This window comes from Bacillus multifaciens (genome assembly GCF_030756675.1).
GTDB classification, from domain to species: Bacteria; Bacillota; Bacilli; order Bacillales; family Bacillaceae_G; genus Bacillus_A; species Bacillus_A multifaciens.
Window position 1 is genome coordinate 1 of record NZ_JAVBXD010000051.1, and the last position, 26,744, is coordinate 26,744.

General features: G+C 36.3%; 15 protein-coding genes. 13 read left to right on the forward strand and 2 right to left on the reverse strand.

Annotated elements, in window-relative coordinates:
• Positions 1-253 precede the first annotated feature (253 nt).
• Positions 254-517 (reverse strand): ribosomal protein L7/L12, encoded by a 264-nt coding sequence (locus Q9306_RS22095; protein WP_306202388.1) that lies wholly within the window; start codon positions 515-517, stop codon positions 254-256.
• A 2-nt stretch (positions 518-519) separates the two neighbouring features.
• Positions 520-1,032, reverse strand: coding sequence for a GrpB family protein (locus Q9306_RS22100; RefSeq protein WP_306202390.1), 513 nt, complete (start codon positions 1,030-1,032; stop codon positions 520-522).
• Between the two features lie 180 nt (positions 1,033-1,212).
• On the opposite strand from Q9306_RS22100, the gene Q9306_RS22105 reads away from it, so the two are divergent.
• The 13 genes from Q9306_RS22105 (at position 1,213) to Q9306_RS22165 (ending at position 26,360) form a co-directional block, all read left to right on the forward strand.
• A complete protein-coding gene (locus tag Q9306_RS22105) occupies positions 1,213-1,614 on the forward strand; it encodes a YxeA family protein (RefSeq protein WP_306202392.1) in 402 nt (133 codons plus the stop codon).
• 175 nt (positions 1,615-1,789) lie between these two features.
• A complete protein-coding gene (locus Q9306_RS22110) occupies positions 1,790-2,272 on the forward strand; it encodes a CPBP family glutamic-type intramembrane protease (RefSeq protein WP_306202394.1) in 483 nt (160 codons plus the stop codon).
• A 666-nt stretch (positions 2,273-2,938) separates the two neighbouring features.
• Positions 2,939-4,285, forward strand: a complete 1,347-nt coding sequence (locus tag Q9306_RS22115; protein WP_306202396.1) for a 2-hydroxycarboxylate transporter family protein — start codon at positions 2,939-2,941, stop codon at positions 4,283-4,285.
• A gap of 68 nt (positions 4,286-4,353) precedes the next feature.
• The gene (locus Q9306_RS22120) at positions 4,354-5,565 is read left to right on the forward strand and encodes an NAD(P)-dependent malic enzyme (protein WP_306202398.1); all 1,212 of its coding nucleotides are present in this window, start codon (positions 4,354-4,356) and stop codon (positions 5,563-5,565) included.
• Positions 5,566-6,169: 604 nt separating this feature from the next.
• Positions 6,170-7,780, forward strand: coding sequence for a sensor histidine kinase (locus Q9306_RS22125; RefSeq protein WP_306202400.1), 1,611 nt, complete (start codon positions 6,170-6,172; stop codon positions 7,778-7,780).
• On the forward strand, positions 7,773-8,480 hold the full coding sequence (locus tag Q9306_RS22130) for a response regulator (RefSeq protein ID WP_306202402.1): 708 nt from the start codon (positions 7,773-7,775) through the stop codon (positions 8,478-8,480). The genes Q9306_RS22125 and Q9306_RS22130 overlap by 8 nt, the downstream gene beginning before the upstream one ends.
• Before the next feature lie 492 nt (positions 8,481-8,972).
• On the forward strand, positions 8,973-10,439 hold the full coding sequence (locus tag Q9306_RS22135; RefSeq protein WP_306202404.1) for a catalase: 1,467 nt from the start codon (positions 8,973-8,975) through the stop codon (positions 10,437-10,439).
• 1,588 nt (positions 10,440-12,027) lie between these two features.
• Positions 12,028-17,127: a Cna B-type domain-containing protein gene (locus Q9306_RS22140; RefSeq protein WP_306202406.1), complete on the forward strand. Its 5,100-nt coding sequence runs from the start codon at positions 12,028-12,030 to the stop codon at positions 17,125-17,127.
• 1,040 nt (positions 17,128-18,167) lie between these two features.
• Positions 18,168-21,755 (forward strand): Cna B-type domain-containing protein, encoded by a 3,588-nt coding sequence (locus tag Q9306_RS22145; RefSeq protein WP_306202408.1) that lies wholly within the window; start codon positions 18,168-18,170, stop codon positions 21,753-21,755.
• 190 nt (positions 21,756-21,945) lie between these two features.
• Positions 21,946-22,326, forward strand: a complete 381-nt coding sequence (locus tag Q9306_RS22150; protein WP_098918539.1) for a cell wall hydrolase — start codon at positions 21,946-21,948, stop codon at positions 22,324-22,326.
• A 278-nt stretch (positions 22,327-22,604) separates the two neighbouring features.
• A complete protein-coding gene (locus Q9306_RS22155; protein ID WP_306202412.1) occupies positions 22,605-24,152 on the forward strand; it encodes a spore germination protein in 1,548 nt (515 codons plus the stop codon).
• A 4-nt stretch (positions 24,153-24,156) separates the two neighbouring features.
• Complete coding sequence (locus Q9306_RS22160) at positions 24,157-25,260, forward strand: GerAB/ArcD/ProY family transporter (protein WP_306202414.1); 1,104 nt, start codon at positions 24,157-24,159, stop codon at positions 25,258-25,260.
• A complete protein-coding gene (locus Q9306_RS22165) occupies positions 25,257-26,360 on the forward strand; it encodes a Ger(x)C family spore germination protein (protein ID WP_306202416.1) in 1,104 nt (367 codons plus the stop codon). Before Q9306_RS22160 ends, Q9306_RS22165 begins: the two co-directional genes overlap by 4 nt.
• The last annotated feature ends 384 nt before the right edge of the window (positions 26,361-26,744 follow it).

Below are 26,744 nucleotides of genomic sequence, written 5' to 3' on the forward strand. Positions count from 1 at the left end.
CTCCTCTCATTTATAGGTTCTGGACAAACCTGAGAGTACTTTGTCTTATTTTTTTTGTCCAGAAAAATGCTTACACATACTTTTATACATCATCTAATATATCGGCGCTTTTCACGATATATCGACCGCTCTTTAGAATATATCGGCGCTTCGACACGATATAAAGACCACTCGACGATATTCGACATACGAGTAGTCGATTCGCTGACCTGAATCATACCGAAAAGTGAACTTTTTAGTCAGTTCCATTGTGCTATAATGAATCAACATAATTTTTAGCTTCCAGTAATGACAAACCTAAAACCTCTCGTGCTTTTTTGATTGCCTTGATTTTATCTCCATCTTTCACTAGCAGGCGAAGTTCTTCGTTAATTGTATGCTCAGGGAGTTCCATGTGTTTAGCGATTCGATCTAATTTATCTTCTGTTCGTTTTAATCTTAAATGAATGTTGTTCAACTGACCGGAAATATAAAATATACCTAAAACGATTACTGCTGTTAGAAGTAAATAATCCAAATTTATCTCTCCTTTTTCGCTTTTTTGATAATATCTAGGATAAACGGTGCTTTCGCATTGGTGTATGCAACTCTATCAAAAAGATGTTTATTCGCTAATTCCTTTTTTAATTGCTCATATTGCTGGCGGACATTGGGGTGACTTCTCAGGTAATCGCGAAATAAAAGGTTATGATTCCATTCCTTACTACCATATTGATAAATATGTAAATGATGCGTTCCTGCTTTCCATAATCCTTTTCTAAAAAATCTTCTATTTGGAAATTCCTTATGAAATACATGTTCATATTCGATTGTTTTCAATGGCTCAATGAACACATCTATGTCGTTAAGATTGCGAACACCAACCATCATATCAAGGATTGGTTTTGCGCTTAATCCTGCAACGGATGTACTTCCGATATGTTCAATGGCAATTGCGGCATCGCCCATAATCTCTTTAATGATTTTTTGTTCTTCTGTAAATTGTAATGTCCAATTTGGTGTATATTCTTCAATAACGACGGGTTTGTCCATAGGTGCCCTCCTTCTATTTCCTTAATTTACCTTTATCTTATCACAAAAAATATGCGCGATGAGAAAAGGAAAACATTACAAAAATGTAATGTTGCTGTCATGTAAATCGATAACAAATCATATATAAAACTTTTATGATACAAACAGACATAGTAAATGGACAGAAGAGGTGTGACTCACTTGAAGAAACATGTACTTGGGATTACTTTATTTATGCTATTATTTTCTGTATCTTCAATGGTAGTGCTGGCTGTAGCTGAGAAAAATGATGCAATAGATATAAAAAAGTGGATAGCAAAAGAATATTATGTTCAAATCATAGAGAATGGAAAAGAAGAATCTGTGCCAGATAACGATGGAGAAAAGCAGACGTTGTATTGGTATACAATGAAAGCGTATGATAAAAAGGGAAATGAAGAAACGGTTAAATTTTTCGCAACGAAAAACTTAAGAATAGGGGCATTTCTGCGTGTGCATGTAAGTGGCAAATACCCTGATAAAACAAATGGAATTGAAAGATATAAAGAAATAACGACGAAGGAAATACCTGTGAAAGCGAAAGAAAGGTTAGGTGTAAAATAAATAAGCAGCTTGTGGAAACCGTATCCATAAGCTGCTTATTTTATTGGAATATCAATTGTTTAGTGGGAAAATATGCAATTTTGCATATTTTCTTATAAGATTATGGAGAAATATGTTATATTGAAAAAGAAATATTTTAATAAAATGACTTTTCAGACAACAGGAGAGTATACATATGGCAACACAAATAAATCGATATTTATGGAATTTAAAAACACCGTGGTTTATCATACTCATGACGATTGCAACTTTTGTCATCATAATTCCACTAGATTTCATCTTACCAGAAATTTCAAAAAATCCAGTCACACAAGAAACTGTTTTATTACAAATCATATTAGCGGTATGTTGGGCACCTTTATCTGAAACGTTGGTTTTTCAAGTATTTTTGTTTTGGATTTTGCGTTGTCTTCCTTGGATTCGTGAAAAAGACATTCTTATTATTGTAATTGCATCCATTATATTTGGTTTATCTCATCAATTTGGCATTACTTATATAGTTGGAGTAGTATTAATCGGATTACTTTATAACTATGCGTATTGGCTGTATGAAAAGAAAAATGAAAAAGCTGATGTAACGATGTCCGCATTTTGGGTTGTATTTTGGATTCATTTACTCCATAACTTAATTACATTACTTATTTCCAACTTCGGATAAATTTTTAATTACAAGAGGTAAATAGATGATGGAAAGTTTAAAATCATTAAAGTTTTTTGCATGTTGTTTTGGAATTTTATTTTTTCTTAGATGTACGGATTTGTATAGAGATTTTTTTGTTAATCATAAATTTTCTTGGTTTCATAGTATTTCTGCAATCCTATTTCTTATTGCATTTCTAGATGTTGTATATAGCATTAAAAACAAAAAATATAAAACTGTATAACAAAATAAAGGCATGCGGATAGATTGTTGTTATCCAGCATGCCTTTATATATTTTCGTCTGATCATAGCATGAAGTATCCCCCTACATTATTTTTTCATGTACGTGATAAATCCTGATAGGGAAGCTAGCAAAGAAAAAACAAAGGGATCATAAGGAATTGAGTCCTCACACATTTCTTGAACATTCTTACTCCATTCATACAATTTCATTTCGTAAATTCACCTCAATACATTTTAAATAATTCTTAATATTCAAATTATAACATAGGAAAAGTGTGAATAATCAAGGAATCCAAGGGAAATATAGGATTGAAAAAGTCAGATTAAAAATAGCCCCGCTGGTTTTTTTAATTACAAAATCACTTACAAAAGTTACAAAATCTATTATTACTATTGAAAGCGTTTTAACATTGTAAATAATAACATAAGGGGGTGCCTCTATGGGAATTCAAAAGCAAGTGGAAACGATGCCATCTGCAGGTGAAGTAGAAACAAAGCAGGACACATTCGTTTCGAAAATTATGAATATTAAAATTGGTGTTATACCATTACCTTTATATCTTGTACTAGCAGCGGTTATTTACGGAGCATCTGTATATAATAAGTTGCCAGCGGATATGATTGGTGGATTTGCAGTTATTATGATTATGGGTATTTTCTTAGGCGATATCGGAATGAGAATTCCAATTTTAAAGAACGTTGGTGGACCAGCAATTCTTTCATTATTTATTCCGTCATTACTCGTGTTCTTTAACTGGATCAACCCAGCATCAATGAATGCTGTGAATATGTTAATGAAAAAATCGAACTTTTTATATTTATACATTTCTTGTTTAGTAGTCGGAAGTGTTTTAGGAATGAACCGCAAAGTGTTAGTACAAGGGTTTATTCGTATGTTTATTCCGTTAGTTGTAGGAACACTCGCTTCTATTGCAGTTGGATTATTAGTTGGATCATTATTTGGATTTGAAATGAAGCGAACGTTCTTCTTTATCATTGTACCGATTGTGAGCGGTGGTATCGGAGAAGGAATTTTACCACTTTCTTTGGCTTACAGTGAAATTTTAAATCAATCATCAGCAACATTTGTATCTCAGCTTATTCCAGCAGCGGTTATCGGAAATATGTTTGCGATTGTAGGCGCTGGATACATGAAGCGACTAGGTGAGAAAAAACCGGAGCTTAGCGGTAATGGTGTGTTGGTAAAAACAGGTAATCAAGATGATTTATTAAAAGAACAAAATACAGAAAAACCAATTGACTTCTCATTAATGGGAGCAGGGTTATTAATTGCTTGTACGTTCTTTATTTTCGGTGGATTGGCTTCTAAATTTATCGGTATTCCAGGGGCGATCATTATGATCTTCTCAGCAGCACTTGTGAAATACTTTAAATTAATGCCAGCAAAAATGGAGCAAGGTGCATATCACTTATACAAATTTATTTCGACAAGCTTAACATGGCCATTAATGGTTGGTTTAGGATTACTGTACATTCCGTTAAAAGATGTAGCAGCTGTTCTTTCAGTTGGATATGTTGCGGTGTGTGCGTCAGTGGTAATCACAATGATCACGACTGGTTTCCTTATTGGAAAAGTCATGAAAATGTACCCAGTTGAATCTGCAATTGTAACAGGATGCCATAGTGGACTTGGCGGAACAGGAGACGTTGCAATTTTATCAGCTTCAAACCGTATGGAATTAATGCCGTTTGCACAAATTTCAACGCGTTTAGGCGGAGCAGCAATGGTTGTAACTGCATCGATTTTATTAAAAATGTTTTCGTAATGTAACATCAAACAAGCTAGCTATGTAAAGACGTAGCTAGCTTGTAAAATTAGGAGGAGATTATTTTTATGTTAGAAAGTCAAATTAAAGAACGTTCGTTATTACTTCATAAAGAATTAGTAGGGAAAATTGAAATTACAAGTAAGGTAGAAGTGAATTCAGCTGATGATTTAAGTTTGACATATACACCGGGCGTAGCAGAATCTTGTAAGGCGATTGCGGCAGATGAAGAAACAGCTTATGACTATACAGCACGCGGTAATATGGTTGCGGTTGTTTCAGATGGAACGGCAGTACTTGGCTTAGGTGATATTGGACCGAAAGCAGCTATGCCTGTTATGGAAGGGAAAAGTATTTTATTCAAAAAGTTTGCGAATGTAGATGCATTCCCGCTTTGTCTTGGAACGACTGATGTAGATGAAATCGTAACCATCGTTAAAAATTTAGAGCCTACATTTGCAGGGATTAATTTAGAAGATATAGCAGCGCCGCGCTGTTTTGAAATTGAAAAGCGTTTAAAAGAAGAAACGAATATTCCAGTGTTCCATGATGATCAGCACGGAACAGCAATTGTTGTTTTAGCGGCAGTTCTTAACGCGTTAAAAGTAGTAGATAAAACAATGGATGAAGTGAAGATTGTCATTAATGGTGCTGGTTCTGCAGGGATTGCAATTGGTAAATTGTTATTAAAAGCAGGCGCACAACATATGACATTAGTAAGTTTAGAAGGCATCGTGTGTGAGGGAGAGTCATGGATGAACCCTGCGCAAATCGAGATTGCGAAAGTAACGAATCGCGAACATGTACGTGGAACATTAAAAGAAGCGATTCAAGGCGCAGACATTTTTATCGGTGTATCAGCTCCTAACGTATTAACAAAAGAACACGTGAAGACAATGAATGAAAATCCGATTGTATTTGCAATGGCGAATCCAGTACCAGAAATATTCCCAGAAGAGGCACTAGAGGCCGGGGCAGCTGTTGTTGGGACAGGACGTTCTGATTATCCAAACCAAGTAAACAATGTATTGGCATTCCCAGGTATATTCCGCGGTGCATTAGATGTACGTGCTACAGATGTTACAGAGGAAATGAAATTAGCTGCAGCATATGGAATTGCTAATATCATTACAGATGAAGAACGAAATGCAAATTATGTAATTCCAAATCCGCTAGATAAAAGAGTTGTACCAAGTGTAGCAGCTGCAGTAGCAAAAGCAGCAATTGAATCAGGCGTGGCCCAAATTAAAAAAGTGCCAGACTATTCAATCGAACAATAAAGTGAAACTTCCTTTTGGGAAACGTTTTTCTTCCCAAGAGGTTAGTTGAACCAATCGGGCTTTTATGGGCAGTTATCCCCCACCTATCTTCCTCGTTTTTCTTTGAATCTTGAGGTGGGGGCCTTACTGCCCGTTAATGCGGGATAAAGTGAAACTTTGATACAACAAATATATTGAACTTGGACATACTACGAATCTAAAAGATGTAGATTGTGTATGTCTAAGTTTGGTACTATTATTTACTTTTGAAAGTTCTCTCCATCTTTAAGAGGTGGGGAGAATTTTTGTTTCTTCTCATATATATTATCCATTTTAAAACTTCAACATATAAGTTCCTGATATGCATAGTGTCCCTTTTTAAAAAGAAAGGGGATTAGTAACTTGTATATATACAGGCATCTCACTTTTTATATTCCAATAATTTTTATAGTAACCTTCCTGATTTTAAACTTAATTCTGCTAAAAACCCTTATAGATTTTCTTTGTATCTCAATGAGTAAAATAGTATATATAATTTTACCTATGAAAAAAAGTTGTTTTCATTGTAAAGAATCAGTAATATAGATTTCGCACAGAGTATAGAAAACACGGGGGAATGAGAGGGATGGAGAAGAAAAAGCAGTTTTTAAGTCTACAGAGAACTATTGCATTGCTAGTATGTGCTGTAGTCGTATTTTCTTTACTTGTAACAGGTATTTTAATTAGTCGTCATGTCGAGCACACGACAGAAGAAAGTCAAATAGAAAAAGCAAAAGTAATTGCACATATTACAGCAAATTCACCAATCGTAATCGATGCTTTATCGGGGAAAGAAGATGAATCTGAAATCCAAACAAATGTGAACCAGATTTTAAAAAATACTGATATTCAATTTATTGTCGTTATGGATATGAAGGGGATACGAAAATCTCATCCAGATCCAACGAAAATTGGCCAACATTTCGTTGGGGGCGATGAAGAAACGGCCTTGAAAGGAAACGAATATGTTTCAACAGCAAAAGGGACGTTAGGAAGGTCTATGCGAGTATTTGTACCAATCTTTTCTGAAACGAAAAAACAAATAGGGGTTGTAGCTGTCGGAATTTCGGCTGATAATGTAGAAGAGATGGTCAAACAGAGCAGATATATTATGTACATCGGTGTCAGCGTTGGGATTTTAGTAGGGGTAATTGGAGCTGTTTTATTAGCTAGACATATTAAGAAAATTTTATTTGGCCTCGAACCTAATGAAATTTCTAAAATTTTAGAAGAACGAAATGCGATGTTACAATCTGTTAAAGAAGGCATTGTCGCAATTGATAAGGATGCGAAGATTACTTTAATCAATAACGAAGCGCGGCGGTTAATTGAGAAGAGCGGTTTTAGAGAAGAATTTATTGGTGAAGACATTAAAAAGTATATGCCAAATTCAAGGATAAAAGAAGTATTACAAACGGGAATAGCGCAGTTCGATGAGGAACACAGTATGCATGGAATTACAATTGTTTCGAATCGAGTTCCGCTATACGAAAAGGGAGAAATTGTTGGTGCGATTGCAACATTTCGTGATAAAACAGAAATAAGAAAATTAGCAGAGCAGTTAACCGGTATTCGATTATATGCAGAGGCTTTGCGTGCACAATCTCATGAATTTATGAACAAGATGCATGTTGTATTAGGACTAACACATATGAAGCATTATGAACAATTAGAAACGTATGTTAGTAGCATGGTATCAGAACATCAATACGAAATTGGAGATGTGATGCGGAAGATAAAAAATCCTGTGTTTGCCGGCTTTTTACTTGGGAAACTTAGCTATGCGAGAGAAAAAGGCATAGAATTAACGATCAGTGAAGATTCTTATTTACCACAGCCAGATGATGAGGGAATTATTCATGAGCTCATTACAATTGTAGGAAACCTAATTGATAATGCCTTGGATGCAGTGGCGGATTGCAAATATAAGCAAGTGAGTGTTACAATTGAATATTATGATAAGTTAATTGTGAAGGTTACAGATACAGGTAAGGGAATTACTCAAGAAAAAATAGATAAACTATTTGTCAAAGGCTATTCTACAAAAGGAGAAAATCGGGGATATGGCCTATATCTTGTGAAGGAAAGTATAGAACGTATAAAAGGAAATATACATATTGATTCAGTATTAGGGGAGCAAACAATAATCACAATTGAAACACCATATAAAAGTAGGGAAGAGATGGAAGATGATTAAAGTTTTAATTGTAGAAGATGACCCAATGGTAGCGATGCTAAATAAGCATTATTTAGAACAAGTTGGCGGGTTTGAACTTGTTCATATAGCTAACTCTGTAGATGAAGCATTACAGGTATTAGAAGAAAATCATGTGGATTTTATATTGCTTGATATTTTTATGCCTGGTGATACTGGGTTTGAGTTGTTATTGAATATTCGCAATAAAGAAAGAGAAATTGATGTGATGATGATTTCAGCGGTTCATGACATGGTCAGTATTAAAAAAGCACTGCAATATGGAGTTGTAGATTATTTAATTAAACCATTTACATTTGAACGTTTTAAGGAAGCCCTATCTGCTTATCGTGAAAAATTTAAATTTATGAAGGCGCAGCCTAAAATTAATCAATCTGAACTAGATGAATTAATTTTACAAAAAGAAAAAAAAGAAGCCCCTGTAAGTAAAGTGCTTCCAAAAGGATTAACGAAACAAACATTACAGTTAGTTTGGAAACAGATACAATTGCTTCATGGAAAAACATTTACAACAGAAGAAATGGCACAATTAGTTGGGATTTCTAGGGTTTCTATTCGGAAGTATGTCATGTTTTTAATCGAAATTGGAGTTTTAGAAAATGAGATGGTATATCAGCAAGTAGGAAGACCGGTAAGTAAACTGCGTTGTATTGATGAAAATAAAATACAGTTATACATATGAAACTGTCCCAAAAGGTCGCTATATAACGGCTTTTTTGGGACAGTTTTTTTGTTAAAATCATAAGTGTTATTATAAGTGTATTTCACTCTATGTGAACATTTTAAGTCGGATTGTATAATAATGTCGAATTAGTTAGAAGATTGTCATTTTTTGTCTTGATGTCTTGTATTTTTAGTGTTAAGCTTATAATCACAAAGAAGAAGTAGCAAATTATTTTTTAAGAACAATAGACTGAAAATTCTAATTATTTAAAGGTTTTCTCTATTTTTGCGTGATCGACGTGTATGTATATTAGCTATTTTTTCTTTGTTTTATACGATACAAGCATTATTGAGTAGAGATATGGAGGTGATTCAGAGAGGGTATCAATTATTTATCAAAAATATTTTTTTAAAATTTCATAAAAATGATTGACAGCAGACCTGTTTTTAATAATAATTACATTATAATCATTTTAAACAAGTAATTATTATATAAATAGGAGGCTCCAAAATGAACCCATACAATCGCTTAACAACAAACCAAGGTGCTCCTGTAGGAGATAATCAAAATTCTCGTACAGCAGGTCGTCGAGGACCAGTATTATTAGAAGATTATCATCTAGTAGAAAAGTTAGCTCATTTTGATCGCGAACGTATTCCAGAGCGCGTTGTGCATGCACGCGGTGCTGGTGCTCATGGTGTTTTCGTAACAAAAAATAGTATGACAGAACATACAAGAGCAGCATTCTTACAGAAAGAAGGAACAGAAACACCTGTATTTGTTCGCTTCTCAACTGTTATTCATGGGCAAGGTTCACCAGAAACAGCCCGTGACCCAAGGGGATTTGCGGTGAAGTTTTATACAGAAGAAGGAAATTACGATCTTGTTGGTAACCATTTACCTGTATTTTTCATTCGCGATGCAATCAAATTCCCTGATATGGTTCATTCTTTAAAACCAGCGCCTGATACAAATATTCAAACGCCAGATCGTTACTGGGATTTCATGACGCTAACACCAGAATCAACTCATATGTTAACGTGGGTGTTCTCTGATTATGGTACACCTGCTAACTACCGCGAAATGGAAGGATTCGGTGTTCATACATTTAAATGGGTAAATGAAAATGGCGAGGTTGTATATGTAAAATATCATTGGAAGCCAAAGCAAGGTGTACGTAACTTTAATGTCAAAGAAGCAGAACAAATGCAAGGAAAGGATTTCAACCATGCAACTCGTGATTTATTTGATGCGATTGAGCGTGGGGATTATCCAAAATGGGATCTTCATGTACAAGTCATGAAACTAGATGAAATGGATTCCTTAGAGTTTGATCCACTAGATCCAACAAAAGTGTGGCCAGAAGATCGTTTTCCATTAACAGAAGTAGGGACAATGACGTTAAATCGCAACCCGCAAAATTTCTTTGCGGAGGTTGAGCAAGCGGCATTTTCACCAAGTGCAACTGTGCCTGGTATTGAGCCATCTGAGGATAAATTATTACAAGGACGTTTGTTCTCTTATCCGGATACACAGCGCTATCGCTTAGGGGCAAATTATTTACAAATCCCTGTAAACTGTCCGTATGCAGCTGTGCATAATCAACAGCGTGATGGATTCATGCAAGTAAACCAACAACCATCTACGATTAATTACGAACCAAGTCGTCATGTGGAAAATCCAAGTGAAGATCCAGCATACCGAGATTCAACTATGAAACTAGAAGGTTATGTATCTCGTGAAAAAATTGAGAAACCAAACGATTTTGGGCAAGCAGGTGAACGTTACCGTTCATTCTCTCAAGAAGAACAAGATAATTTAATTGCGAACTTGGCAAATGATTTAAAAGGTGTAAATGAACAAGTAAAATTACTTGCAATTTGTAACTTTTTCCGTGCTGATCGAGAATATGGTATGCGTTTAGCAGAGGCATTAAATGTTGATATTTCGGCATATGTGGGAGAACCTGTAAAGTAGGGACTACCTTGATACAAGAAACATCTGGCCCTGCATAGAAACAACTAGGGCCTTCTCTTATCACATGCAAGGTTAAAAAACGAAATGGATATATGTAACTGATTTTGGAACAACTATCCGCTTTTTAAAGTTACAAAAATAGTTACAAAAATTACAAAAACTATTTTTATTATCAAAAGAGTGTAAAATTTTAGACAAGAGCATAAAAGAGCATTTTAAGGGAGGGAGTAAAAAGTTTCGAAGTGTTAAAATATGCAGTTGGAATTGAACATATTGATGTTATGAATCATAAAAAAAAATAAATCCTTATTAAAATTTAGGCATGGCTGAGCTTGTTACTTTTGATTAATCTCACATAGAGAAAATCATTTATGCCGTATTTCAAAATTGGATTTATATAGTATTAACAAATCAATGACGTTGAATTGAAAGCATTATTAACTAGGTATTTATGCTCAGCACGAGATGGTAATACGGTGCAATTTCAATTTACATGATTTGATAGAAATGATAATAAAACATAATTTAGCTAATTAGTATATTATCATCGTTCGTGAGGTATGTCAATATTTAGATTCTTAGATTTAGTGGTTGGATTTATAGAAACCAATTAGATATATATATAAATTTAATTTCTAAGTTTATAACGACGAAAAGAGACAACATACTCGCAACTATCAAGTCGTGAATTTGTACGAAAAGCCATCTTACTATTATTCGTTAGGAGGCGGATAAAGAGTATGGTGTGTGGCGTTAGGCAGAAATCGAGTTTACTCTCGAAGGATTGTCTGGACTAACGATTGTTAGTAACAACTGAAACTGTGAGACCACGGCGGGATACCCAAACAAATCTCGCGACTAGATGGCTGTTAATACTCCCCCATGCGTAATTGGTAACGACTGCGTGTGAAGCGGGGTAAAGTCGCATCGAGTAGCCCTAACAGGTGAAGCTGAGGAAAGGTTAAACATACTGTGAAAGTGATGCGGACAGGGAGCTATATATGGTTAGGATTTGAACACTCAATGACGAACTGCTGAATGTACGTCTCGTAAATCCGTTCCTAGAAATGGGTGTCAATTTATTACCTCCAAAACAAATATCATACAGTTTGTGATGGATAAAGCTAATGGGTTGCTTTAACTTCTTATTGAAGTGGTAATCGGGACAAAGGCAGGACCTACGTATAGTTATATACCTAACAGTTTCGGAACGTCAGAAGTCCCTAACGATTTAGTAATAACTTGGGGAACGGCATGGCTAAGCTGTGAAAGAGTTATGAATAGGGATGGCAGCAGGGGTGTAGTACCAATGAAACTCTGATAATAAGGAGTGGAGGGAAGGCCCCAAGTCTGATGAACAGGTGAGTTATAATCCCCTTACTTACATAAAGATAGCGATAACTCCGCTTGCGATACGAATCTGTTGATCAGATGGAACGCCGTGTGCGGTGAAAGTCGCACGCACGGTGTGGGGTGGGGGAAAAGCTGGAGATCACTTCAAAAGTTTACCTATTACCATTATTTGAAAAAAATAACTTCTATTTTTTCAATTGTCATGATCTTTATGTTTACGATAGGCCAGAGTTTGATGCCTATCATAGTGAAAGCACAAGAATTAAATACATCGGGCTTTGTGGATAGTTTTACGTTTGACAAAACGGATCTAACTTACGGAGAACGTACGGGAATAAAAGTTAATTTTAGTGATAAATCTGGAAATAAAATGAAGGCTGGAGACACTCTAACATTAGCGTTACCTCCAGAGTTACAGGGTTATGCTAGAACGATTGATTTAAATAATGATGCAGGAACTAAATTTGGTACTTGTGAAATAACGAAAACGAATGTTGTCTGTACATTTACTGATGTAGTTGAGAAACTTCAAAATATTAGAGGGTATTTTTATTTTCAAGTCCAAGCAACTAGTAATGTAGGGATGAATCAAACACTAACAGTTGATACAAATCTAGGGACAGATTTACAAACACAAAGAGTAACAATTAAGGGTCCAACTGATGGGGGTGGGGGTACATATCCATTTTCCTATAAAACAGGTAGAATTGACCCGGATGCCCCAACTGAAGTGAAGTGGGAGATACCTATAAACCTTGACAAGCAACAGCTAAGTGCTGACATTGTTTTGTCTGATACATTACAATCAGGTCAAACATTACTGCCAGATAGTTTTATTTTGGGAAATGAAAATTTAACATATCAACAGTTTATAGATAAGGGTTATGGAACGATTAGTTTTAACGGTAATTCTTTTGAAATTAGAATTTATAAAGATTATGTAAGTGGTCAATCTTTCGCTCTCAGATATAGAACTGCTATAACTGCAAGTGGAATGAACCAAAAAGTTTTTTCTAATGATTATACGATTAATTACCAAATTGTAAATGAGCAACCGATATCTCATTCAGAAACTTCCGATGTTGAAAATATAAACGCAGGCGGCGGCGCTCAAGGTGATTTACCACCTAAAGGAACGTTACGAATTGTAAAACACATTGACGGAGATGAAACAAAATTCATACCGAATGCTTCATTCAAACTGTATACTGAGTTAGGTCAGCAAATTGGCGGTACGTATACAACGGATGCGCAAGGTAAGGTCGAGGTTCCTAATTTAGATCCAGGAAATTACTATGTACAAGAAATTTCAGCTCCAGACTATTTGAATTTTGATCCGCAAGCAAAAGTGCCTTTTACAATTGATGCGAATGCTGCAAAAGGCGTAAAGTTAATGATTCCGAATAAGGTGAAAACGACATCGATTTCAGGAACGAAGACGTGGAAAGATAACAATGCTACTGATCGTCCAAGTTCGATTCAAGTAGAATTACTACGAAATGGACAAGTCGTTACGACGCAAGAAGTAACAGCAGTAAATAACTGGAACTATACGTTTACGGATATGCCTGCATATGATAATGACGGGAATGCCTATACGTATACAGTGAGAGAACAACCGGTAAATGGATATAAATCCGAAGTAAATGGTTATAACATTACGAATATAAAAGATGCGAAAACAACGGTCGAAGGAACGAAGACGTGGAAGGATAACAATACCGCAGATCGTCCAGCAACAATTAAAGTCGACTTACTGCAAAACGGTCAAGTGGTTGACACGAAAGACGTAACAGTGGCAACAAATTGGAAGTACACATTTGATAACCTACAAGCATACGATGCAAACGGAGTAGCGTACAAGTATGAAGTGAAAGAACAACCAGTATCAGGATATCAATCTGAAGTAAAAGGTTATGACATCACGAATACAAAAGTTGGTCAAACGAAAGTAGAAGGAACAAAGACGTGGAAAGACAACAATGCGACAGATCGTCCAGCAACGATCAAAGTAGATCTTCTACAAAACGGTCAAGTGGTTGATACGAAAGACGTAACAGCGACAACAAATTGGAAGTACACATTTGATAATCTACAAGCGTACGATGCAAATGGAGTAGCGTACAAGTATGAAGTGAAAGAACAACCAGTGGCAGGATATCAATCTGAGGTGAAAGGTTATGACATCACAAATACAAAAGTGGGCCAAACGAGAGTAGATGGAACGAAAACGTGGAATGACAACAATGCGACAGATCGTCCGGCGACAATCAAAGTGGACTTACTGCAAAACGCTCAAGTGATTGACACGAAAGACGTAACAGCAGCAAGCAATTGGAACTATACGTTTGATAATCTACAGGCTTACGATGCGAATGGAGTAGCATATAAGTATGAAGTGAAAGAACAACCAGTACCAGGATATAAATCAGAAGTAAATGGTTATAACATTACGAATACAAAAGTAGGGAAAGTAACAGTAGCAGGAACAAAGACGTGGAATGACAATAATGCAGTAGATCGTCCGGCAACAATCCAGGTAGATTTATATCAAAATGGTACATTCCTACTTACGCAATATGTGACAGCAGCAAATGGTTGGAAGTACACGTTTGACAATCTACAAGCGTACGATGCGAACGGAGTAGCTTACACGTATACAGTGAAAGAACAACCAGTGGCAGGATACCAATCTGACATACATGGTTATGACATTACAAATACAAAAGTTGGTCAAACAAAGGTAGAAGGAACAAAAACATGGAAAGACAACAATGCGACAGATCGTCCAGCGACAGTTAAAGTAGACTTACTACAAAATGGTCAAGTAATTGATACAAAAGACGTAACGGCGTCAAATAACTGGAAGTACACGTTTGACAATCTCCAAGCGTACGATGCAAACGGAGTAGCGTACAAGTACGAAGTGAAAGAACAACCAGTAGCAGGATACAAATCCGAAGTAAACGGTTATGACATTACAAATACAAAAGTTGGTCAAACAAAGGTAGAAGGAACAAAAACGTGGAAAGACAACAATGCGACAGATCGTCCAGCAATGATCAAAGTAGACCTTTTACAAAACGGTCAAGTCGTTGACACGAAAGAAGTAGCAGCGACAAATAATTGGAACTATACGTTTGATAATCTCCAAGCGTACGATGCAAACGGAGTAGCGTACAAGTACGAAGTGAAAGAACAGGCGGTATCAGGATACAAAACAGAAGTAAACGGTTATGACATTACAAATACAAAAGTTGGTCAAACAAAGGTAGAAGGAACAAAAATTTGGAAAGACAACAATGCGACAGATCGTCCAGCAACAGTTAAAGTAGACTTACTACAAAATGGTCAAGTAATTGATACAAAAGACGTAACAGCAGCGACAAATTGGAAGTACACGTTCGAAAATCTCCAAGCGTACGATGCAAACGGAGTAGCGTACAAGTACGAAGTGAAAGAACAGCCGGTATCAGGATACAAAACAGAAGTAAACGGTTATGACATTACAAATACAAAAGTTGGTCAAACAAAGGTAGAAGGAACAAAAACGTGGAAAGACAACAATGCGACAGATCGTCCAGCAATGATCAAAGTAGACCTTCTACAAAACGGTCAAGTCGTTGACACGAAAGAAGTAACAGCGACAAACAATTGGAAGTACATGTTTGATAATCTCCAAGCATACGATGCGAACGGAGTAGCATACAAGTATGAAGTGAAAGAACAACCAGTAGCGGGATACAAAACAGAAGTAAACGGTTATGACATTACGAATACAAAAGTAGGTCAAACAAAAGTAGAAGGAACAAAGACTTGGAACGATGATAATGCAACAAATCGTCCAAGCACGATTAAAGTAGACCTTCTACAAAATGGTCAAGTCGTTGACATGAAAGAAGTAACAGCGACAAATAATTGGAAATATACGTTTGATAATCTCCAAGCATACGATGCGAATGGAGTAGCATACAAGTATGAAGTAAAAGAACAACCAGTACCAGGATACAAATCAGAAGTAAACGGCTATAACATCACAAATACAAAAGTAGGAAAAGTAACGGTCGAAGGAACGAAGACTTGGAAGGATAATAATGCGACAGATCGTCCAAGCACAATCAAAGTCGACCTACTACAAAACGGACAAGTAGTTGATACAAAAGAAGTAACAGTAGCAACAAATTGGAAGTACACATTTGATAATCTCCAAGCGTACGATGCAAATGGTGTTGCTTATAAGTACGAAGTGAAAGAACAACCAGTAGCAGGATACAAAACAGAAGTAAACGGTTATGACATTACAAACACAAAAGTTGGTCAAACGAAAGTAGAAGGAACAAAAACGTGGAAAGACGACAATGCGACAGATCGTCCGACAACGATTAAAGTAGACCTTCTGCAAAATGGCAAAGTAATCGCAACGAAAGAAGTAAGCGAAGCAGCTAGTTGGAAATATGCGTTTACAGACTTAGCAGCGTACGATGCGAACGGAGTAGCATATAAGTATGAGGTGAAAGAACAACCAGTAACAGGATACAAATCCAAGGTAAAAGGTTATGACATCACAAATACAAAAGTAGGCCAAACGGTAGTAGAAGGAACGAAGACTTGGAAGGATAACAATGCAACAGATCGTCCAAGTACAATCAAAGTAGATCTTCTACAAAATGGACAAGTAGTAGATACGAAAGAAGTAACAGCGACAAACAATTGGAAGTACACGTTTGACAATCTAGAAGCCTATGATACGAATGGAGTAGCATACAAGTATGAAGTGAAGGAACAACCAGTAGACGGATACAAAACAGAAGTAAACGGTTATGACATCACGAATACAAAAGTAGGCCAAACAGCAGTAGAAGGAACGAAGACGTGGAAAGACGATAATGCAACAGATCGTCCGAAAATGATCAAAGTAGACCTACTACAAAACGGCAAAGTAATTGCAACGAAAGAAGTAACAGAAGCAAGCGGTTGGAAATATACGTTTACAGATTTAGCAGCATATGATGTTGACGGCAAAACATATAAATATGAAGTAAAAGAACAACCAGTAGACGGATATCAATCAGAAGTAAACGGTTATGATATTACGAATACAAAGATTAAGGAATGGACAGATAAAGGTGAAAATCCTAACAAAGGTGCAGGTGTAAACACAGGTACAAACACGAATAGCGAGAATCCAAAAGCACCGTCCACTAAAGATAATAACAAGACGACAGTATTACTCCCTAAAACAGGAGGGACACCGGCAGAGATGATTTCAATGATTGGTGGTATGGTATTGTTCGTTTTAGGTGGAATCTTATTCCTTCGTCAAAGAGTTAAATAATTAGATTATCTGTACCCGAGTAGTAGACAAGTTAAAAAGTCGCTATTCGGGTTTTTTATTTAGAGAAGAGGTACTACACATAACTAACAACAATCTACAATCAATTATGAATCAAATTTTTATGTTGGAAGTTCGGTATATCGGGATTCAACTATGAAACTTATAGGTAACATAGCTATGAAAAAGTTGAGAGATGAAACGGTTTCCAACAAGCTGTTGAACGTTAGCGGTCATTTACTTAAGAACAACAAGATTACTTAATTGTGAACCTAACAAATGATTGAAACGATGTACATGAGCAAATAAAATTGCTTGTGATTTGTAATTTTTCGGTGCAGATAGAGAGTGTCAAGCATTAAATAGGGGGGATATGACATAAGAGAACCTATGAATTTGTTATTAAGTTGATTTTGGAACAAATTATGATTTATTAAATTACAAAACTGGTTACAAAAGTTAAGAAATCTATTTTTATTGTCAAAACATCTGTAAAGTTTTATGTAAGAGCATGAGATAACCTTTAAGGAGGGAGTTAAAAGGGTTTGGTGAAGAAAAATTTGATGTGTTATCAAATTTGGATATACCAATAGAGTTTAATTGAAAACATGATTAGCCAAACATTTATGCTCAAAGCGAGATGGTATATATGGTACAACTTAAGTGTTCATAATTCGGCAGAAATGATGAAGAATATAAATTTCACAGTTTTTATATTATTATCGTTCATTTATTATATCAATATAATAAATAGATTTATTACTATTTTAGTAACATTAATGACTCTTAAGTAGTGGATGAAAGAATATAAATTTACAGTTTTTATGCTATCATCATCCACTTATTATGTCAATATCTTAATAATAGGATTTAGTATTTTAGTAACGTTAATGACTCTTAAATAGTGGATGAAACGTATAGAGAAGTCGATTTTTAAGTTTCTAAGCTTATAACAGTCGAAAAAGAGAAAAAGCAACTATTAAGTTGTTGTCATAGTGTAATTGTACCGAAAGCCATCCGAATATATTTTATAGGAGGATGACATGGGTTTAGCTTTAAAAAGAGTAACTTCGATTTTTTCAATTATAATGATTTTTATGTTTACGATAGGGCAGAGTTTGCTGCCTATAATAGCAAGTGCACAAGAATTAAGTACAACAGGATTTGTAGATAGTTTTACATTTGATAAAACAACACTAAACTATGGAGACAAGGCTAAAATAAGTGTAACTTTCAGTGATAAATCTGGAAATAATATGAAGTCTGGAGACACGTTAACATTAACATTGCCGCGAGAGTTAACAGGATTTAATGCAACGATTCCATTAAATGATGAGCAAGGTAATAATTTTGGTACTTGTGACGTAACTGCAGGTAAGGTGGTATGTACATTTAATGACATAGTGGAGAAACTTCACAATATCAAAGGACATTTTTATTTTACAGTTGTAGCTAATAGTGTAGGACAAACAACAAATGTTGAAACAAATCTAGGTACAACTTTAGATAAGCAAACTGTCACGATTAAAAATTCGAGCGGTGGTAGTACAGGATCTACCCCATTTGCTGGAAAAACTGGTGATATTCAAGCAAGTGACCCTAATAAAGTACGTTGGTTCTTGAGAATAAACACAAAGAAAGAATATTTAGGTAGAGATATTGTTGTGTCTGATAGTTTGCAGGAAGGTCAAACACTTAATAAAGATGGTTTTCGAATAATAGTTAATGACCGAGAGGAGTTAACTATTAAACAATTTGAAGATCAACGTTATGGATATGTTCAGTTTAATGACGACGGTCGTTCATTTACAATTGTGATTAACTGGAGTATGGGAAGTGCTAGGTCTTTTAACGTTTCATATACAAGTACGATAACGGCAAGCGGAAAGAGTCAAGAATCTTTTAAAAATGATTATAAGATTGATTATCAAATTCTATACAAACAACCAGTTTCTGAGTCGGGGAGTGCTAAAGTCGCAAATATAGCATCTGGTGGTGGTGCTCAAGGTGATTTACCTCCTAAAGGAACGTTAAGAATTTTTAAGCATCTTGAAGGCGCTGAAGAAAAAGTAATACCGAATGTTTCATTTAAGTTGTATAAAGAGTCAGGCGAACAAGTTGGAGGTCAATATACAACAGATGAAAAAGGTATCATCGAAATCAAAGATTTAATACCAGGTAAATATTATGTGCAAGAAGTTTCGGCTCCAAACTATATTGATTTTGACCCACAAGCAAAAGTAACGTTTGAAGTAAAATCAGATGCTGTAAATGGAATTAAACTACCGATTTCGAATAAAGTGAAAACTACATCCGTTACAGGAATGAAGACGTGGAAAGACGATAATCAAAATCGTCCGGCAATAATTAAAGTAGATTTATTCCAAAATGGCCAAAAGATTGATACGAAAGAAGTAAGTGAAGCAACAGGCTGGAAATATGAATTTAAAAATTTAGCAGTCTACGATACAGACGGTAAAGAATATAAGTATGAAGTGAAAGAACAACCAGTAGATGGATATCAATCCGAAGTGAATGGTTATGACATCACAAATACAAAAGTAGGCAAGACAAAAGTAGAAGGAACAAAAACTTGGAAGGATAACAATGCATCAAGTCGTCCAAGTGCAATCAAAGTCAATTTACTACAAAACGGCACGGTAATTGACACGAAAGAAGTAACAGAAACAAACAACTGGAAGTACACGTTTGTAGATTTACCAGCTTATGACGAAAATGGAAAAGCCTACACGTATACAGTGAAAGAACAATCAGTACCAGGATATGAATCCAAAGTAAATGGCTATGACATTACAAATACAAAAGTAGACAAGACAACAGTAGAAGGAACAAAAACCTGGAAGGATAACGACGTAACAGATCGTCCGGGCTCAATCCAAGTAGAGTTATTCCGAAATGGTGAAAAGATTGACACGAAAGAAGTAACAGAAACAAACAGCTGGAAGTACACGTTTGACAATCTAGAAGCGTACGATGCAGAAGGCAAAGCATACAAATATGAAGTGAAAGAAGAACCAGTAGCCGGATACAAATCTGAAGTAAACGGTTATGATATTACAAATACAAAAGTAGGCAAGACAAAAGTAGAAGGAACAAAAACTTGGAATGACAACAACGCAACAGATCGTCCAAGTACAATCAAAGTAGACTTATTACAAAATGCTACTGTAATTCAAACGAAAGAAGTAACAGCGGCAACGAATTGGAAGTACACGTTTGACAATCTAGAAGCGTACGATGCAGAAGGCAAAGCATACAAATATGAAGTGAAAGAAGAACCGGTAGCCGGATACAAATCCGAAGTGAATGGTTATGACATCACAAATACAAAAGTAGGCAAAGTAACAGTAGAAGGAACAAAGACTTGGAAAGATAACAATGCGAAAGATCGTCCAAGCACAATCAAAGTGGATCTACTGCAAAACGGTAAAGTAATCGCAACAAAAGAAGTAAGCGAAGCAACTAGCTGGAAATATGCATTTACAGATTTAGCAGCATATGACGTTGACGGCAAAGTATATAAGTATGAAGTGAAGGAACAACCAGTAAACGGATATGAATCTAAAGTAACTGGTTATGACATTACAAATACAAAGATTCCACAACTGGAACCAGGTACAGATGCAGGTACAAGTGAGAAGCCAGGTACAGATGCAGGTACAAGTGAGAAGCCAGGTACAGATGCAGGTACAAGTGAGAAGCCAGGTACAGATGCAAGTACAAGTGAAAAGCCAGGTACAGATGCAGGTACAAGTGAAAAGCCAGGTACAGATGCAGGTACAAGTGAGAAGCCAGGTACAGATGCAGGTACAAGTGAGAAGCCAGGTACAGATGCAGGTACAAGTGAAAAGCCAAGTACAGATGCAGGTACAAGTGAAAAGCCAAGTACAGATGCAGGTACAAGTGAAAAGCCAGGTACAGATGCAGGTACAAGTGAGAAGCCAGGTACAGATGCAGGTACAAGTGAGAAGCCAGGTACAGATGCAGGTACAAGTGAAAAACCAGGTACAGATGCAGGTACAAGTGAAAAGCCAGGTACAGATGCAGGTACAAGTGAAAAGCCAGGTACAGATGCAGGTACAAGTGAAAAGCCAAGTACAGATGCAGGTACAAGTGAAAAGCCAGGTACAGATGCAGGTACAAATGAAAAGCCAGGTACAGATGCAGGTACAAGTGAAAAGCCAGGTACAGATGCAGGTACAAATGAAAAGCCAAGTACAGATGCAGGTACAAGTGAAAAGCCAAGTACAGATGCAGGTACAAGTGAAAAGCCAGGTACAGATGCAGGTACAAGTGAAAAGCCAGGTACAGATGCAGGTACAAGTGAAAAGCCAGGCACAGATGCAGGTACAAGTGAAAAGCCAGGTACAGATGCAGGTACAAGTGAAAAGCCAGGTACAGATGCAGGTACAAGTGAAAAACCAGGTACAAACACAAATACAAGCACAAAAGGTAAGAATCCAGAAGCGCCGTCTATAAAAGAAGGTAATAAGACGCCGAGATTACTTCCTGAAACAGGAGGAACACCAGCCTGGATGATTTCAGTAGCAGGTGGTATGATGTTGTTTGCTTTAGGCGGAATATTATTGTTCCGTCGAAGAGTTAAATAATTAGATTATTTATTAATGGTAACCCGAGTAGTTGACAAGTTAACAAGTCGCTATTCGGGTTTTTTGTTATTTAGAACCTGTCTCTTTAAAACAAATAATTATTTCTGCATATAGTTATAGGGAGAACGGAGGGATAAAAGTGACGAGAATTGCTTACACAGAAAGTGATGTCGATTTACTTGCTCGTCTTATGCGTGCAGAAGCAGAAGGAGAAGGACAACAAGGCATGATGGCAGTAGGAACGGTTGGGGTGAATCGTGTCATGTGTGATTGTTTAGACTTTAAGCAAATTACAAATATTTCGCAAATGGTGTATCAGCAGCCAGGTGGATTTGAAGCAACGACGAAAGGGTATTTTTATCAAAGGGCAAGAGAGAGCGACAAAGAAATGGCGAGAAAATGTTTGAATTATGCTCGTATATGGCCAGGTGTATATTCTCTTTGGTTCTTCCGTCCAGTTGGCAATTGTCCTCCTACGTGGTGGGATCAACCTCATGCAGGACAATACAAAAATCATTGTTTTTACGAACCGACTGGAGACGAATGTCCGAAAGTATACAGCGGAAAGTAGCGCAGGAGAAATATATCGGCGTTTTTCACGATATATCGGCGCAAGTGCATCATTTATCGGCGATTTTTAAAATATATCGGCGATTCGACACAACATAAAGACCGCTCGACAATATTTGATATACCAAAAAGGTACCTCATTAGCAAAATGAGGTGCCTTTTTCGTTAAGAGGACAATTAGTTTGTGAACAGTGAGTCAAAATGGTCATTAGAATATTTTCCCTTAGGAAATACATACTAAACAATAATATAGAAGGCACGTAGAAAGTGAGGGAGTTCATGGTTAAATTTCTAAAACGCCTAAAAAGTAGAGGCAATCCTAAGTCGTTTTCCAAACGCGACAATAATCATTTTCAGGAAAAAAATATAGAGGACTCCCTCTTAGACGCTGATTTATCTAAAAACATAGCTGAGCTTCAGGTGATTTTTCGGCAAGCCCCTGATTTAGTGATTCGTCGTTTTTCAATGACAGGAGATGGGATAGAAGCAGCTTTAGTGTATTTGTCTGGATTAACAGATAAACTATCGATTCAAAAACATGTTTTAACGCCATTAATGGATAGCGTCTATGATGCAAATAAGGAACTTCCCATTCCATTAGGACATATTGAAATGATTAATACGTGGAGCCGAATTGAAAATGCTATTTTGGGAGGAGATAGTGTTTTATTGATTCATGGTCAGACGATAGCGCATCAATTAGATACGAAAGGGTGGCCGCAAAGAAATATTGAAGATACGCATAATGAAATATCTTTAAAAGGTGCGCATCAATCATTTGTGGAAACTGGAAGCCAAAATATTGCAATGATTCGAAGATACATACCTCACCGCGAATTCATGGTAAAAGAAATAATAATTGGTATGCGAAGTAAAACGAGAATTTCTATTTTATATTTGAACGATGTAGCCTCTGGAGATGTGCTGAAAGAATTGGAAACACGGATTCAAGGTGTTACGGTCGACGCGATTGCTAGTAGCGGTGAACTTATCGAATTCATTGAAGATAATCCGTACTCACCGTTTCCGCAATTTATGTTAACGGAAAGGCCCGATGTGGCTGTATCTCACATTCTTCAGGGAAGATTTGTAGCTGTAGTGGATTATTCTCCCAATGTATTAATTGCTCCAACAAATTTTATCTCCTTTTTTCAAGGAGTCGATGATTACGGGACACGTTGGCTAGTCGCTTCGTTCATTCGGATACTTCGTTTTATTGCTTTTATGATTGCTTTATTTTTGCCGGCGAGTTATGTTGCGTTTATTTCCTTTAATTTTGAAGTCATTCCTGTAGAACTTTTTTTATCTATTGCAGAATCAAGAACGCGCGTCCCTTTTTCCCCAGTTATGGAAGCACTGCTTATGGAAATGACATTGGAAATGATGAGGGAAGGAGCCTTGCGTTTGCCTACTCCAATCGGTCAGACAGTCGGAATTGTAGGCGGGATTATCATTGGACAGGCTGCCGTTCAAGCGGGAATTGTCAGCAACATTATGATTATTGTTGTTGCTGTTACGGCCATCGCTTCTTTTATAATTCCTAATTATGATATGGGAGCGGCGGTCAGGCTGTTACGCTTCCCTATGATGTTATCAGCTGCTTTGTTTGGGGTTGTTGGAATTGTTATTGGATGGATGACATTAGTTGCGCATCTCATCAGTCTTGAATCGCTAGGAACTCCTTATGGTACTCCGTTAGCACCGTTTCGCTTTGCAGATATGAAGGATGCTTTTATTCGCTTCCCTTTATGGACAATGAGAAATCGTCCTAGGGGTACGGGTGCTATACAATCTGTTCGACAAGGAAAAAATCACAATAAAAGGTGAAACTATGAAAAAGTATGCCTATAATGACATTACTCTAATGCAGTATATTTTTTTAATTAATGGAATGCAGGTGGGAACAGGGATTTTATCGCTTCCGCGAGTACTTGCGGAGAAAGCTGGGACAGATGGATGGATTGCTATCCTGATCGGCTGGGTATTCTCCACAATATCTGGTATTTTTATCGTTAAAACATCTGCAAGATATCCAGAGGACACGCTTTATGACATTCTTATACGATTTTTTGGAAAAATAGTTGGGAAAGCACTAGCTGTCATTTACATGATCTATTTTGCTTGTTATTCCTGTATCATTCTTGTAAATGCTATGCTTTATCTTAAAGGATGGCTTCTCCCGAAAACGCCTGATTATATCGTTATATTTTTGTTCTCCATTCCTACTTTTTTTGTTGCACGCAACGGCATTCGTATTATAGGACGATACTGCGAACTCACTTTTTATATGATGCTTTGGATACCGCTGTTTTTTTTGATACCGCTAAGAGATAGTTCGGGTTGGCTGCCGTTCTTTCCATTACTGAAAGAGGGATGGAAACCAATATTAACGGCTGTGCCGACTACTATTTTTACTTTTTTAGGGTTTGATATTGCATTCTTTTTGTATCCTTTTTTACAAAAGAAGCAGTACGCAGTCCATGGAATTGTGATTGCAAATACTTTGACGATGTTATTTTATCTGTTTACTACTCTTGTTTGCTTTTCCTATTTCAGTCCTGATAGCATTACAGAATTTAACCAACCAGTACTAAACTTACTTAAAGTAATTGAATTTCGTTTTTTAGAACGTTTTGACATGGTATTATTGGCTTTTTACTTAATGGTTGTTTCTACAGCCTGGATTCCTTGTATATACTGCGCTGTATTTTGTTCTAGTCAATTACTTGGAAAAGAAGATCATAGCTCTCACCTCATTGTTCTATTATTGTGTATTATCGGTTTCATATTTTTGACCCACCCTACTTGGAATCAATCTGAGGTTTGGCAACAGGCAATATCAAATGCTGGATTAGGATTGACGTATATATCACCTGTGATTTTATGGATGTACAGCTGGGTATATGAGAAACATAACCGGAGGGGGATACATTGAAAAGGAAGGTATTATGTTGTATTTTGTTATTGACGTTTACGATGACTGGATGCTTTGATCAAACGAATGTTGAAGATGTTGCCCTTACTCTTATACTTGGTCTTGATTTAGATCGTAATGATAATTTATTGATATACGTGTCAAGTCCTGTGTTTAATAAAGAAGCAAAGATGAAAGAAGAAAATACTGGTGTGAAATCTGTTACGGTTCGAAAGTCTAGAGAGAAATTCGACGCTACGGTTATTGCGCTAACATCGGGAAGCAAAACGCAAGTCTTCTTAGTTGGGAAACGGCTGCTGAGACGAAAAAACTGGGAAGATTACCTTGATCCATTTTACCGTGATCCTAAAAATACGGTTACTCCACGAATTGTTGCCGTCGATGGACCTGTTTCGGACGTAATCTTTTATAATCCTAAAGATAAGCCTCGGCTCCCTTTATACTTAGCAAAATTAATTGATACCGCCTATTTAAGAAATGTTACGGTAAAAACAACTCTTCAAAAATTGCATGAACAAACGAAAGACAAAGGGATAACGGCGAGTATTAGCGAGATGAAAAAAAAGAATAGAGTATGGGTGACAGGAACAGCCCTATTGGACCAAAAAAGCAGATATAAATTAACGCTAACACCGGATGAAAACAGATTATTACGCATTTTACAGCACGAAAATAAAGGTGAGTTTCTATTTACACTTGCACTGAAGCCAAAATCGGATGACCGTAATAAAGATTGGATAAGCTTTACTGCCTATAGTATTAAAGTAAAGACAAAGGTAAGATATGATAATAAATTTATATTTAATATAGATATAAAGATGGGGATTGGCATTACAGAACGGCTTTTTTCGTTCAATGCAAGAAAGGACGCAGCAAAATTACAAAAGGCAATTGAAACTAAGCTGGAAGCTGATTTCAAGGACTTAATAAAGAAAATACAAACCGCCGAAATCGATCCCATTGGACTTGGTACATATGCAAGAACTTATACATATCCAGAGTGGAAAAAAGTCCAAAATGAATGGCCTAAGGCATTGGCAAAGGGGGATGTGAATGTTAACGTCAGTGTGAAAATTGGTGGGATGGGAACGATTAAGTAACAGAAGTTTAGCTGGGAGACGAAATAAATTATAATTTACTTTTTATTCTATTTAAATAAAAAACGCTATTTTTCCTCCGGAAGAATAGCGTTTTTCTTTATGAATTTTAAATATTTTGGGATAAATTCTTTCGGAGAACAAATAAATATCGTGTCCTTCATAATTATTTTCTTATTTTTTCTTGTTAGATTGATAGTGAAGAGTTACTATTTTTAAGACAAAAAATAGACGATATATATTTATTTGTTGGATTCGTAGTAAATGATATATATAAATCAATTTTAATTTTTCGACATATAAGTTGCTGTTATGCAGACTGCAACACCACCTGTACTCGCTTTTTCCCTTTGTTTTAAAACATCGCATGTGGCAGGAAGAGGCCCT